The following is a 14747-nucleotide window of genomic DNA, read 5'->3' as shown; positions in this document are numbered from 1 at the left end:
GGGTAAAGTGACTCTGTTAGATGTCTGTATTTAAAATAGATAACTAGAACATATGCTGATAAACATCAACTTTCAATAACTGTTGCGTTTGTTGTTTGGTTAAATAAATATCCAGTTGTGCTCCATCCTGAACAATTTCATGGGTACGATAATGTACACCAATGCCTTCCTGATCAAAGAACCAGTCGGCTTGTCCCCAATACAGTTTTTTCGGCGCCTTCTGCTTCACTTCAGCCGTTTGTTCATTTAACCATTTTTGATAAGCCTGCTGCACAAGGCTATTCATACTGTTTTGCTGTTTCGGTTCAATCACATCCAATAAAGTGACCGCTTTCTGTTTTTTACGGTCGGCCACAAAGAAGTAATAACGTTCCTTAACCTTAATGCCTTCTTGGTTGGTATCTACGCCTAATTGCATCAACACATATTGATTACGCTGATAGGCAATTCGCGTATACATCGACAGCTCATAAGCTTTATTTTTGGAAAATTCAGCTTGCCATGCGTCCGACTTTTTCACATACGCATTGATGGCTTGTTGCAGGCTCATATTTTGTTTCATACCGATTTGATCTTGAATCACCAGCGCCTGGCTTTTCGCAATCCAGTCATTTAACCAGGCATCTTCGGTATGTACGGTTTGAATACTCAGATCGATACAATTTTTGGTTTCACAGAAAGGCAAAGCAATTCTTGCATCTTGCTCTTGAATATTTAAATATGGCAAAACTTCTGCTTTTTCTGTTTTGAATACAGAAGTTTCAGACTTTTCATGTGATGGGTCTGGTTGTTCTTTTTTTGAAGCATCGCAGGCACTGAGTATCAAACCAATGGCGATCACTGATGCACCCACTATTTTCCCATTCATGCTTACAACTCTTTTTCTAAAGTGACTGATCTATATAAATGTATCTATATAAATGATTTTACATAATAAAACAGCTTCATAAAGAAGCTGTTTTATTTTTCGTTATGTTTAGTGTTCGCGTGTAGCACGGAATTGAATATCCGGATAACGCTCTTGCATGAGTTGCAAGTTCACACGACTTGGCGCCAGGTAAGTCAAATGACCGCCACCATCAATCGAAAGCTGGTCATGCGCTTTTTTCTTAAATTCGTTGAATTTCTTTTCATCATCACATGAAACCCAACGTACGGTATTAATGTTTACAGGCTCATAAACACAATCAACCTTGTATTCTTCTTTCAAGCGATACGCTACCACTTCAAACTGAAGTACACCGACTGCCCCGACAATCAAATCATTATTAATTTGCGGCATAAATACCTGAGTCGCGCCCTCTTCCGAAAGCTCTTTCAAACCTTTTTGCAGTTGTTTTGATTTAAGCGGATCTTTAAGACGTACACGGCGGAACATTTCTGGTGCAAAGTGTGGAATACCAGTGAAGTGAATATTTTCACCCGATGAAAAAGCATCACCGATTTGAATGGTACCGTGGTTATGCAAACCAATGATGTCACCTGGCCAAGCTTCTTCTAGCTGTTCACGTTCACCCGCCAAGAAAGTTAATGCATCACTAATCCGTACATCTTTACCCAGACGGACATGATTCATTTTTAAACCTTTCTCATACTTACCTGAACAGATTCGCATGAATGCAATACGGTCACGATGTTTCGGATCCATATTGGCCTGAATTTTAAATACAAAGCCGGTGAAACCTTCTTCAGTGGCTTCTACAGTACGTTCTTTGGTTGGATGCGCCTTAGGTTCAGGTGCCCACTTAATGAAAGCATCCAAAACATGATCCACCGCAAAGTTACCTAAAGCAGTACCAAACAAGACTGGGGTTTGTTTACCTTGCAAGAATAGCTCACGATCAATCGGATCATTGGCCATTTGCACCAGTTCCAAAGATTCTTCAAAAGCAGCAAAAGCAAGATCACCGACTTTTTCACGCAAGTCTGGATAATCATAACCCTCACGGATTTCAATGTCGGTAATGGTTGAACCAAAACCGGCTTTGTAGACGTAAAATTTTTCTTCTAAAAGATTATAGACACCGGCGAAATCACGTCCTGTACCCATTGGCCAGGTCAGTGGCACACAACGGATTTTTAACACGTTTTCAATTTCATCAAGCAATTCTAACGGCTCGCGGATTTCACGGTCCATTTTGTTGACGAAAGAAATGATCGGTGTGTCGCGCATACGACACACTTCCATCAATTTAATGGTACGTTCTTCGACACCTTTTGCACCATCAATCACCATAAGTGCAGAGTCAACCGCAGTTAAAGTACGGTAAGTATCTTCCGAGAAGTCTTCATGTCCCGGAGTGTCAAGTAAGTTAATCACATGCTTTTTATAAGGAAACTGCATAACCGATGTGGTGATGGAAATACCACGTTCTTTTTCCATTTCCATCCAGTCAGAAGTTGCAGCACGGTCTGACTTACGGCTTTTGACCATCCCAGCAACCTGAATCGCTTTACCCCATAACAACAGTTTTTCTGTCATGGTGGTTTTACCAGCATCGGGGTGGGAAATAATCGCGAACGTCCGTCGCTTCGCGACCTGTGCCGCTAATTCGTCTTTAAAACTCATGAAAGATACCTACTGCAGAATGGCAGTGTAAAAGATCAGAACTGATCAATATAAAAATTTGGCGATATTGTAGCAGATCATCAAACTTTTGAAATGAACTAAACTTGTTCAAAGCTCAGCAAGCTTAAATAGGCAGCGCGTATCTGCTCTCTTCCAATCGATCAACATTCACCGGCATTCCTAACAGATATCCTTGCAATTGCTGGCAACCTAAACGGGTCAAGATGTCTGCCTGCGCTGGCGTTTCCACCCCTTCCGCGGTAACCACCAAACCCAATTTAATCGCTAACTGGATAATACTTTCCAAAATAATTTCATCTTTTGAACCCATGCACAGATCACGAATAAACTCTCGATCTATTTTCAATTCATCTACAGGCAAATTCTTTAAATACAAGAAACTGGAATGGCCGGTTCCAAAGTCATCAATCGCCAGTTTGATACCCATCTGACGCAGGCGCTCAAAACTGCGAATACTGGCATCAATATGATGCATCGCGGTAGATTCAGTAATTTCAATGGCTAAATGATTGGGATGAATTTGATACTTATCAAATAAGCGCTCAAGGGTTGAAAATAAATGCTTATGTTCAAACTGTACTGCAGATAAATTCACAGCGAGCGGGAAATAATTTGAATCATTTTGTTCCCAAATCTGAATCTGCTTGCATGCTTGCTCAAGTGCCCAATAGCCCATTTGAATAATGAGTCCGGTTTTTTCAGCACCATCGATAAACATATTCGGGGTCAACAGTCCCAAGCTGGGATGATTCCAGCGGATCAGTGCTTCCACACCACAAACTTCATGGCTGTTGGTGGTAAATTTAGGTTGATAAAATAGAATAAATTGTTGCTCTTCAACCGCTTTGTACAAATCATTGATCAACTTGGTCTGGCTTTTGGTTTCTTGTTGATCAACACTGTAATTAAACACCGAATAGGTATTTCTGCCCTGATATTTAGACATCAACATTGCAGCATCGGCATTGATCAGCAAATCTTGTAAATTATTTCCATGATTTGGATACATCGCTATGCCGATACTACTGGAAATATTAATCTCTTTGCCGGCAATCAAGAAACTGTCTTGGATCAGCCGCAATACTTTTTCTGACTTTTCAATCGCCTGTTCAATGCTTGCTCTTTCGAGCACCATCAAAAATTCATCACTACCGATACGAAGAAGTTTTTCCTTTTCTGTGAGTATGCGCTGAATGCGTGTAGCGAGTTGCACCAGCAATTGATCACCCACATGATGACCAAATACATCATTTACTGCCTTAAAGCGATCTAAATCAATATAAAGAAATGCAATTTTATCATCTCGATAACGATGCTCAGTAAATAGCAAATGTGAATATTCAGCCAGGAATAAACGATTCGGCAACTTGGTTAAATTATCTTGGACGGCTTGATTGGCAAGCTCACGATTGGCTTTAGAAAGCTGTTTATTGCGCGCTTCCAAGCGTAGTTCTAATAAAGCTACGGTGAATGCAGCAACCAGGATTAAACTGCTTACAAAGATGATGCTAAATAAAATTAACCCTTGTCCAGTTTTATCATTTGAAACCAGTGGATTCGCATCAATCGCATAAAAAGCGGCAGAGGCCATACCCGTATAGTGCATACCCACAATGGTGAGTGCCATCATGAAAACAATAGAGGTTTTAATATGCGGTAATTTATGTACTGCCTTTTTATATTTAAAGGTCAGCCAAAACGTTAAACCAGAACCAATAATGGCAATCAAGACTGAACAAATGGTTAAGTGTGGATCATAATAAATTTGATGTTGATCAACGATCAAACCCATCATTCCGGTATAGTGCATCCCTGCAATGCCCAAGCCCATCAGGATCGCGCCTAAAACAAGACGTAAAAATGGTAAGGTTGCTCGGGTGGTTAGCCAAACCGCAAAGGTAGATGCGATAAACGCGATCACATAAGAAAGGAAAGTAAGGCCGTAGTCAAAAGAATACTCAGCAGGTAAATCACAGGCGAGCACCCCCATATAGTGCATACACCAAATTGCAGCACCCAACATGCAACCACTTATAACAAGAAGAATTTTTTCATATTTCTGACCTAAGCCACGGAATAATGATTGTTCAATCGACACTGCAAAATAACAGCCCAAAACAGCAACAATAATTGAACCTACCACGAGACTAAGATCATAATTTATATGAGCCATATTAAGCTTCCATATAGGTTATCTTTCTTGTTTTAATCCACGTTATTAATACCATTTATCCTTTCACAAAAGTTTTTCGTTCATTAAAGAGTACTTATAAAAACAATCAATTAAAACAAGCATCTAATACTATTCTATTTTGGTCAAGTGATTATTACTCTATTCATTTTTTTACTAATTTATTTATTTAATTAATTAAAGATAGATCAAACTTTTGATCATTATCCCCACACTGTTCATATTTCCTGTGGTTCAAGGCATTCCATATTTTCCCATAGAACTCAGTGCTGGTAAAAAATCTGGCGGCCAATGACAAGCAAAAGTCCAATCGGATGCATTACATCTTGTTGCCTATCCCTTTATTTTTAAATGAGCTATTTCAAATTCAAAACCACCAATACACAGACAAATAAAAAGCCAGTCAGATGAACTGACTGGCTTTTTGCATATTTAAAGGGATAACGCGTAATGCTTAAACTTAGTTTGCAGCAGCTTTAGCAGATTGTAATTTCGCATAATCCAATAAAATATTGGCAGACTCTGTGACAAACGCTTCTTCTTCAGGTAAATAAGGTCTTTGAGTTGCCTTCATTTTTGCACGTGACTCAATCAATGCATCCATAGAAGCCTGGTAGCTTTCCCAATTGGCATAAGGTTTTTGACCTGTCACCGCACGACGTTGATTCTCTGCCTCTAAAGTTTTTTGTTCCAGCGCATTTAACTCCGCTTTACGCTGATCAATATCAAGAACAACCCGTTTTTGCTCTTCAGTTTTTTTGGCAATCGCTTTGCGTTGTTCTAAATATTTAAATTGCGGATCAACCACTACGCGTTGCTGTGACATTTGCGCCAGATTTTGCACATATGGTTGTACAGAACCTTCACGCTTGAATGGTGCAGTTGGAATGGTATCCCATTTCAAGGCATTCTTGGCTTTACGTTCACCAAACTCTTCATTGTAGATATCCACCAGTTTGATGTCAGGCACTACGCCTTTATTTTGGGTACTACCACCCGTAACACGATAGAACTTACGTTGCGTTAAGGTGGCTTGACCATGTGCCAAAGTATCCAGTTGAACTTGCGCTGTACCCTTACCGGTAGTGGTACTACCAATCACGATACCGCGTTCATAATCCTGAATGGCCGCAGAATAAATTTCACTGGCTGATGCTGACGCCAAGTTCACCATAACTGCAAGTGGACCTGCATAGGTTTGTGCACCGCCATCATCATCTTCAAACACGCTGACATTGCCACTACCATCACGAATTTGCACCACTGGACCTGACTTGATCACCTGACCCAACATGCGTGCAACTTCTTCAAGTGAACCGCCCGGGTTATTACGTAAATCAATAATAATCCCTGCCACATTTTTCGCAGCCAAAGCTTTTAAAGCGTTGTTGGTATCTTCAGAAACCGAGCGATAATCGGTACCTGCACGGCGCGCACGATAGTTTAAATAGAACGATGGAATTTCAATCACACCAAAGGTATAGTTTTTACCATCGCGCTTAATATCAACCGTACGTGAACGTACACCGGCATCTTCTTCCTGAATCACATCACGAACCAAACTCACGGTACGTGCCTGACTCATTGATGCACCGGCACCCAGTAAACGCAGGCTGACTTTGGTTCCACGCTTACCACGGATTAAACCGACCACTTCGTTACTTGCCCAGCCGATGACATCGACCATTTTTTCGCCGTCTTGCGCAACACCGATAATACGATCACCCGATTTAATCTGACCGGACTTACTGGCCGGACCACCTTCGACGATGGTTTCAATCTTGGTGTAATCCTCATTACCGCGTTCAGGGCGAATCGAAACCCCAATCCCCTCTAATTGCAAGGTGGTTTGACGGTTCAATTCCATTGCATCTACAGGCGGGAAATAGTTACTGTGCGGATCATAGGTCAACATCATCGCATTTAAAGTTTTGTCTAAGACATCATCACTTTTAACACGGCTAATTCGTTCAAGTTGACGGGTATAACGCTTGGTCAAGGTTTGAACTGGGGTCAAATCTTCCGGGCTGGCTAAATCCTGTCCATTGGCTAAAGCAGGATCAGCTTTTAACGCTTTTTGCTTCGCAGACTCTTCTTCTTTACTAATGTTTAAGTTGATGAGTTGCGACACCAGCATTTTTTGCCAATGTGCACGTTGTTCTGCTGCGGACTTGAAATAAGGTGCTTTTTCGCGATCAGTATCAATATAGACGTTGGTTTGTTTCAAGTTTTGCGGCTTTTTCAACTCAGCCAACATGAACTGATAAAACTGTTTTAAACGTTCACGATATTGGGCATGAATTAAATATGGACCCGATAAATCCCCGGCTTTTAGTGCAGCACCAAAATTGGCACCATAATTTTTCTTATATTGTTCAACTTCAGGGGCTAAAAATAATGAATGATCTGCATCTAGGCTATCTAAATAAAAATCAAGAATTCGATTAGAGGTAGCCGCATCTAAACGCTGATTTAAATAATGCTGACGGTCAACCAAAGTCGCCAGTTGGCGTGATACCAGCGCTTGTTCTTGCGTTGGCTGTATAGATTGAGAAACTGCAACAGTCGTATTTGCAGCAATTGCCTCGTTTACTACATGAGTAAAGAAAAACCCTCCAGTCGCAATTGCAACTGCACAAGCTAATGTCTGAAGTTTCATAAATAATTCTTACTTCCTTGGTCTTTGACCAATATTCCAACGTCATTTTTCAACATGAATGCAGTATATTCAAAATCTTAAACAACTTAATATGTGTATGTCGTGTAGTTTTATCATATTCTGTACTGTCAAAATGTAGCAAATCATTGCAGAATTCGGGTATTGTTTTTTCTTTATAAAATTCCAACACGGACACCGATATGATTGGCGCATTGATGCTAGACATCGCTGGCACAGAACTTACTCAAGAAGATATTGAACTATTACGAACACCGCAAGTAGGTGGCATGATTTTATTTGCTCGAAATATAGAATCACCACAACAAGTTCGTGCTTTAACAGATCATATGCGTCATATAAGACCCGATATTTTAATTGCGGTGGATCAGGAAGGCGGTCGCGTACAGCGTTTAAGACAGGGTTTTACCTTGCTTCCTGCCATGGGTCGTTTGGGTGAACTCTATCTAACCGAACCTGAAAAAGCGGTTGATTTAGCGGAACAATGCGGTTGGCTGATGGCAACTGAAGTCCTCGCTGTTGGTATCGACTTTAGTTTTGCCCCAGTATTGGACTTAAACGATGTCAGCGATGTGATTGGCGATCGTGGATTTGCCAAAAATATTCAGGATATTGTCCCGCTTGCCAGTGCTTTTATGAAAGGCATGAAACGTGCAGGCATGGCCAATACCGGCAAACATTTCCCGGGTCATGGTTCAGTTAAAGCAGATTCACACGTGGCAGCACCCGTCGATTCACGTTCTTATGATGAAATCTACAACAAGGATATGCAGACTTTTATTCAGCTGATGCCACAACTGGATGCACTCATGCCAGCACATGTGATTTACGATCAGGTAGATCCCAACCCTGCCGGTTTCTCGCCGTACTGGATTCAAAAGATTTTACGTCAAGAATTGAACTTCGACGGCGTGCTGTTTTCCGATGATTTAACCATGCAGGCCGCTTGTGTTGCAGGTGGTGCAGATGCACGTATTAAAGCTGCTCTCAAAGCCGGTTGCGACATGGGTCTGGTGTGTAATGACCGTTCAGCGGCTTGTCTTGCTTTAGAAGGGATTCGTGACTTGCCTTTACCTAATCAAGAGCGTTTGGAGCGTATGCGCGGTCAAATCCCAGAAATTACGGTTGGCGAAACACTGGACTTGGGTAATGAATGGCAAAAAGTCCGCGATACGATCGAAAACTTTAAAAATTCATTGAATTAATGCGACAAAAGGAACACGACAAGGTGTTCCTTTTTCTTTATGATCATTAAAAATAAAGTCAGAGACTTCTTGTACATAGTTGCTGATATTAACTTTTAAAAGATATGAATCAGTCATATAAGAAGCCTATCAAACACTCACTTATACATTTAAAACTACAAAAATACACAGGTCAGGATGACATGACACAACAGCTTTCAGAACATCGACACATTTCATTTACTGCACATTACACCGGCTATATTTGGTACACCATGGGGATTTCACACCCTGTTTTTGCAACCTCTAAAGGGAAAATGCTCGCCAAACTGGTTCACCCTTTAGAAAGTTGGGCTGAAAAATTTGTTGGTGGCAGTATGCGTACCACGCTAAAACAAAGGCATCGCATGATTGATCAGCATCTCAGCCAACTGATTGAGCAACACCCGGATTTACAGGTGCTTGAAATCGCCTGTGGTTTATCACCACGCGGTTGGAACTTTCGCCAAAAATATCCCCACATTGATTATCGCGAACTTGATTTACCCGGTATGGCAAAAGTCAAAAACCAAGCTCTAAAACAGATTGATGCCAATAGTCCGGAAGTTTTATCGGTGGATTTATTCACTGCTGATTTTGAGCAGGCTTTTCACGTATTTGATCCGAATCGTCCCTTGGTGGTGATTAGTGAAGGTTTGATTAACTACTTCAACAAAGACATGCTATTGCAATTGCTGCAAGCGATTACACATTACGGTCAGGACTTTAAAGAACTGCATTACCTGACCGATATTTATCCAGAACCAGTCAAAAACAAATTGGCCAATTTTATTTGGGCCAGCAGTAAATTACTGAAATGGATGTCCAAGAGTGCATTTAGTTTTCATTTTACGCATCCTCAACAAGTACAAGACTTTTTCCAGCAAGCAGGTTTTGAAAATATCACGGTTGTTCAACCTCAACAGTATTTTCAAGACCAGCCGACGAATGAGTCACCTGGCGATGAACACCTCGGGGATTTGGTGTGGATGATTCATGCGAGCAAAAAAAAACAGCGTTGAATAACGCTGTTTTCATCTTGACAAGGAAGCACCTAACTGACTGATTCCAGTACCAGCATCGCTTCTTTTTGTCGTTGTACATAACGCAATAAGCGTTCTGCCACTTCAAAACTGCCATGTTTAAATAAGGCGCGAATTTGTGTTGAGTCTACGGCAAAAATCAAACATTCAATCTTGAATTGACCTTCTTCATCTTCCAGATGCAAAGCCAAATCACGTGGATATTGCTCAACTTTTGCAGTTAGACCTTCAGCAAATTCAAGTAAAACCCCAAAGAAATTTAGATCAATAATATGAGTGGGCAATTGCAACTCTGAATGACGATGGGTCAATAAAGTCATTGGGCTTTGTACTGCAATACGTTCTTCACCGCGACGCTCTAAGGTCAGTAACTGTGCACGTGTCATCGGGATAATCCCTTCCACAGTATGAATCGATTGACCCTGCAAGAACGTTGCAAACAAATTCATGGTTTCCTTACGGCGCTGTAATTGCGGTACATGATCTGCATTGGCGATCATGGCAAATTCCATGTCTGGACATTGCAAGGCAAAATTGGCATTTTCATGAGGCAAGGTAAAACTGTCATATTGCCCACATGCGACCAGTACTTTACATTCAGGAATTGGCACGTCCGTTAAACGCAGTAAACGGCTACAGTTAATTTCATAACGGTCTTGCTCGGTTGCAGTAAATTCAGCCATCTGCTTAAAGAATAAACGTTTTGCAGTGGGTGACATTTTGGTTTGATCAATTTTGGCATGATTGACCAAATACAAAATCACCGCTTGACCAAATTCGTCCATGCGTTGTTCTTTCATTAAATGTAAGGATTCTTCTAGCAACATGCGCCAGCTTTTACGAGTTTTTTGCATCACGCCCATCAGAATCATGCGGTCAATCAATTCAGGGCGTTGATGTGCCAAGCCTGAAGCGACCACGGAACCTAGCGACATCCCCATTACTGAAACTTTGGACAAATTTTCTATATCCAGCCATTCACCGAGCATACATGCCAAATCCGGCAACTCCAAAGTTCCTGCAGAAACACCGGTATCCCGATTGGTAATTTGCTGATTTGCGCCCATAGACGGTAAATCAATGAGGATGATTGGACCTGCACTGAGCAACTGTTCTACACAATATTTATAAGAGTTGAAATTTTGAAATGCCCCGCCAATAATGACGATTGGAGTATTGTGAATCGTTTCAGGTTGAGTAATCGCCATATATTCAATTTTCCAGCCATTGATCCACGTTGTACGTGCAGGCTCTTTAAAACTGTTTCTGTGGTAAAGATCAAAAAAGCCAAAACTCGTGTTTGATTCTTGTACTTCCGAGTCCATTTGGATCATGGAATTCATATCCCTTCCTCCATTCTTGCCTTATTGTTATTTTGCAAGAAAATAAATATAGAATTTCTGCGCTACACTGCATCCATTCATTTGCTTTAATTATCAGACATCAATGTCATTATTTTTTATTCTATACAGAGGATGATTTGACACGCAACTTATTCCATGACCACTTATCTAAATTTACAAATAAAACAATTTCCAAATATGAATTGCTTGAAAAGTTTCAAAAAAATTTTCCAGATAGATGCTTCATTGTCTTGTTCCAGACTGTTACTATCGAAGGTGTAATTTCTAAGTGATCAACCGCTATGCAAGATTCAATTGAACAATATATGCAAACGGTAGGACAACAGGCACGCCAAGCTTCTCGCGTGTTAGCAAGCGCTTCTACCCAAACAAAAAACAATGCTTTATCTGCAATTTACACTGCTTTAGAAGACAGTGAAGCTGCAATTTTAGCTGCGAACCAAATGGATATGACCAAAGGTCGTAACAGCAATTTGGACAGTGCATTACTTGATCGCTTAGAACTTACCCCCACACGCTTTAAAGGCATGCTGCATGGTTTAAAAGATGTGATGAGCCTGATTGACCCAATTGGGGAAATCACCGATTTAGCCTTCCGCCCTTCCGGAATTCAACTCGGTAAAATGCGTGTACCTTTAGGTGTCGTCGGCATGATTTATGAATCACGTCCGAATGTGACCCTTGAAGCTGCCTCTCTTGCGTTAAAGTCTGGCAATGCCATTATTCTGCGTGGTGGTTCTGAAGCACTGGAATCGAATAAAGCCATTGCTGAAGCGATTCAACATGGTTTAAAAGCTTCGGGTTTACCTGAAACTTCAGTACAAGTCATTAACACGCCTGACCGTGCAGCGGTCGGTCATCTGATTACCATGTCTGAATATGTGGATGTGATTGTTCCACGTGGAGGCAAAGGGCTGATTGAACGTGTAAGTAATGAAGCACGTATTCCAGTGATTAAACACCTAGATGGCAACTGTCATGTCTTTGTTGAAGCACAAGCCGATTTGCAAAAGGCTTTACCGATTGCGCTGAATGCCAAGACACATCGTTATGGCGTATGTAATGCCATGGAAACCCTGTTGGTGGATGAGAAAGTCGCTGAAGAATTCTTGCCTAACATTGCTGAACTCTATGCAGAAAAACAGGTTGAACTGCGTGGCTGTCGCGAAACACAGCGCATTTTAGGTTCAACTGTGAAACCTGCCAGCGAAGAAGATTGGTACACCGAATATTTAGGCCCAATTTTGGCTGTTAAAGTTGTCAGCGGGATTGATGAGGCGATTGACCATATCAACAAATATGGTTCACATCATACCGATGCCATCATTACTGAAAACTATACTCTTGCGCGCCAGTTCTTGGCCCGTGTAGACTCAAGCTCAGTGATGATTAATGCTTCTACGCGTTTTGCAGATGGTTTTGAATATGGTTTGGGTGCAGAAATTGGGATCTCAACTGACAAGATTCATGCCCGTGGTCCTGTAGGTCTTGAAGGTCTGACTTCGCAAAAATGGGTCGTCTTTGGTGATGGTCAAATTCGCCAATAAATCCTGCAATCAATAAAAGCATTCCGTGTTCAGCTTCAAAAATGAGGCTGAACATAGCCACTACAATATCTCTAAGCTAAATTTCATAAGATGATAAAAATAACCATAAAAAGGAAAATGCGATGTTTTATTATTTAATGATCTGCACCTTTGTATTGGCATTACTGGTTTCCTTTACCGTAATGAAAATTTTTTCCCATTCTATCAATCAAATTCTGGCTCGAATTATTAACGATCCGATTCATGAAGCATGGGCAAAATACACCAAATTTGCAGGCATGGTCGTGGGTACATCTTCCGGGATTCGTATTTACGATATGGAAAAATACATTACGCCCCTGACCTACACCGAGAATGACAAAAAAATTGTCATCGAGCTGACACAGGAACGCTGGGTACTGGAAATTTATCGGACGATTATTGAAACCCTACAAGGCTTGGCCTGGATGATGCTGGTGTTTTTTATGGTGGCACTGATTGCTTATGTGATCGTACGTTGGTCAGAAATAAAGTATCAAAACTAAGCATTAAAACTACACTTATATCCTGCTCAAAATTGATCGTGCATGCTATGTTTAAAATTCATACAAAGACATACTTTACAATTAAGTACTATTTTATTAATAAATGAAATCTATCAGCTGATAAATTTTAATTATTATTATCCTACTGGTCGATAGTGCTTAAGTCTAATCTCCTAAAGTCTAGCTTGTGGCTATAAAAACCAACATGGTACAACTATTAAACAGATCGGATGATGCCTAGCAAAATGAATATCAACGATCAGGGGTAATACAACAATTCAAGTACGATAATTTTTAGTTAAGGAATACGTCATGCCTAAATCAGTACTCGTCATCAATTGCGGCTCTTCATCGATTAAATTTGCATTATTGCTTGAAGATCAAGAATTCCGCATCCATGGTTTGGCTGAAAACTTGGGTACGCCTGAAGCGCGGATTAAAGGTGTGACTGTAGGCAATGAACCTGTTGATATCCGTATTCCGAATGCTGATCATAAAGAAGCGTTAGAAGTAGGTTTAGAGCGTTTAGCTAATTATAAACCTGACGCAATTGGTCATCGTATTGTACATGGTGGCACGCTCACCAAAGCAGAATTATTGACTGATGATATTATTGAAAAAATCCGTACAGCAACACCACTTGCACCGCTGCACAACCCTGCACATTTAGTGGGTATTGAAGCCACCAAACGTCTTTTCCCAGACCTACCACAAGTGGCGGTATTTGATACGGCGTTCCACCAAACTATGCCGGAACATGCTTTCCGTTATGCATTACCAAAATTCTTATATACCGAACACAATGTCCGCCGTTACGGTTTCCACGGAACCAGTCACGCCTATGTATCTGAACGCGGTTCAGAACTGGCAGGCAGCTTTAAACAAGGTGGCTGGTTAACAGCACATTTAGGTAACGGTAGCTCGACTTGCGCAATCTGGAATGGTCAAAGTGTGGATACCTCTATGGGTCTAACTCCACTTGAAGGCATTGTTATGGGCACCCGTAGCGGTGATGTCGATCCAAGTTTACACAGCTTCCTGGCTGCTAACCTTGGCTGGGATCTCTACAAAATTGACAAGATGCTTAACAAAGAAAGTGGTTTGCTCGGTTTATCAGACAATCTTTCAAATGACATGCGTACCCTGATTGAAGCATCACAACAAGGCAATGAAGATGCCACGATTGCGATTGAAGTATTCTGCTACCGTCTGGCTAAATCTCTGGCTGCTTTAAGCTGTGGCTTGCCACGTCTTGATGGTCTGTTCTTTACCGGTGGTATTGGCGAAAACTCGGCTTATATCCGCGAAAAAACCATGGCTTACTTACCTCATTTCGGTTTCAACTTAAGCAAAGAACAAAACGACAACTTGAAACGCGGAACGGAAGGCCGTATCGATGCAGGTACAGGTCCGCAAATCTGGGTTGTTCCTACTGATGAAGAAGGTCGCATCGCGCAAGAAACTGAGCATGTTGTGAATGAGGTGAGTCAATTCGCTGCAAAAAAGTTTGAAGCTGATGTTGCGATGGCTTAAGCCATCGCACATTTTATGATGCTCATCATTGAATCCTTTTTATTTAGAATCAAGC

10 protein-coding genes are annotated in these 14747 nt (G+C 41.1%); 5 read left to right on the top strand and 5 right to left on the bottom strand.

Annotated elements, in window-relative coordinates:
* Window positions 1-43 precede the first annotated feature (43 nt).
* The 4 genes from HLH18_RS07400 to HLH18_RS07385 all read right to left on the bottom strand — a co-directional run bounded on the left by HLH18_RS07400 (window position 44) and on the right by HLH18_RS07385 (window position 7440).
* Complete coding sequence (locus HLH18_RS07400) at window positions 44-868, bottom strand: hypothetical protein (protein ID WP_171546319.1); 825 nt, start codon at window positions 866-868, stop codon at window positions 44-46.
* A 108-nt stretch (window positions 869-976) separates the two neighbouring features.
* Window positions 977-2569: a peptide chain release factor 3 gene (locus tag HLH18_RS07395; protein ID WP_131290311.1), complete on the bottom strand. Its 1593-nt coding sequence runs from the start codon at window positions 2567-2569 to the stop codon at window positions 977-979.
* A gap of 124 nt (window positions 2570-2693) precedes the next feature.
* Window positions 2694-4763, bottom strand: a complete 2070-nt coding sequence (locus HLH18_RS07390) for a bifunctional diguanylate cyclase/phosphodiesterase (RefSeq protein WP_171546318.1) — start codon at window positions 4761-4763, stop codon at window positions 2694-2696.
* A 478-nt stretch (window positions 4764-5241) separates the two neighbouring features.
* Window positions 5242-7440 (bottom strand): carboxy terminal-processing peptidase, encoded by a 2199-nt coding sequence (locus tag HLH18_RS07385; protein WP_171546317.1) that lies wholly within the window; start codon window positions 7438-7440, stop codon window positions 5242-5244.
* Window positions 7441-7640: 200 nt separating this feature from the next.
* Between HLH18_RS07385 and nagZ the strand changes: the two genes are divergently transcribed.
* Window positions 7641-8663 (top strand): beta-N-acetylhexosaminidase, encoded by a 1023-nt coding sequence (gene nagZ, locus HLH18_RS07380; RefSeq protein ID WP_171546316.1) that lies wholly within the window; start codon window positions 7641-7643, stop codon window positions 8661-8663.
* 182 nt (window positions 8664-8845) lie between these two features.
* Window positions 8846-9703 (top strand): class I SAM-dependent methyltransferase, encoded by an 858-nt coding sequence (locus tag HLH18_RS07375; protein WP_171546315.1) that lies wholly within the window; start codon window positions 8846-8848, stop codon window positions 9701-9703.
* 32 nt (window positions 9704-9735) lie between these two features.
* Here the strand turns inward: HLH18_RS07375 and HLH18_RS07370 are convergent, their stop codons facing one another.
* Window positions 9736-11067, bottom strand: a complete 1332-nt coding sequence (locus HLH18_RS07370) for an alpha/beta fold hydrolase (RefSeq protein ID WP_171546314.1) — start codon at window positions 11065-11067, stop codon at window positions 9736-9738.
* Between the two features lie 302 nt (window positions 11068-11369).
* On the opposite strand from HLH18_RS07370, the gene HLH18_RS07365 reads away from it, so the two are divergent.
* The 3 genes from HLH18_RS07365 to HLH18_RS07355 all read left to right on the top strand — a co-directional run bounded on the left by HLH18_RS07365 (window position 11370) and on the right by HLH18_RS07355 (window position 14692).
* Window positions 11370-12635: a glutamate-5-semialdehyde dehydrogenase gene (locus tag HLH18_RS07365; protein WP_171546313.1), complete on the top strand. Its 1266-nt coding sequence runs from the start codon at window positions 11370-11372 to the stop codon at window positions 12633-12635.
* A 122-nt stretch (window positions 12636-12757) separates the two neighbouring features.
* Window positions 12758-13159, top strand: coding sequence for a hypothetical protein (locus tag HLH18_RS07360; protein ID WP_131290333.1), 402 nt, complete (start codon window positions 12758-12760; stop codon window positions 13157-13159).
* 312 nt (window positions 13160-13471) lie between these two features.
* On the top strand, window positions 13472-14692 hold the full coding sequence (locus HLH18_RS07355; RefSeq protein WP_171546312.1) for an acetate/propionate family kinase: 1221 nt from the start codon (window positions 13472-13474) through the stop codon (window positions 14690-14692).
* Window positions 14693-14747: the final 55 nt, after the last annotated feature.

Origin of the sequence: Acinetobacter sp. ANC 5414, assembly GCF_013004295.1 — a bacterium.
Lineage (GTDB): Bacteria > Pseudomonadota > Gammaproteobacteria > Pseudomonadales > Moraxellaceae > Acinetobacter.
This window is presented reverse-complemented; position numbering and strand designations above follow the sequence as displayed.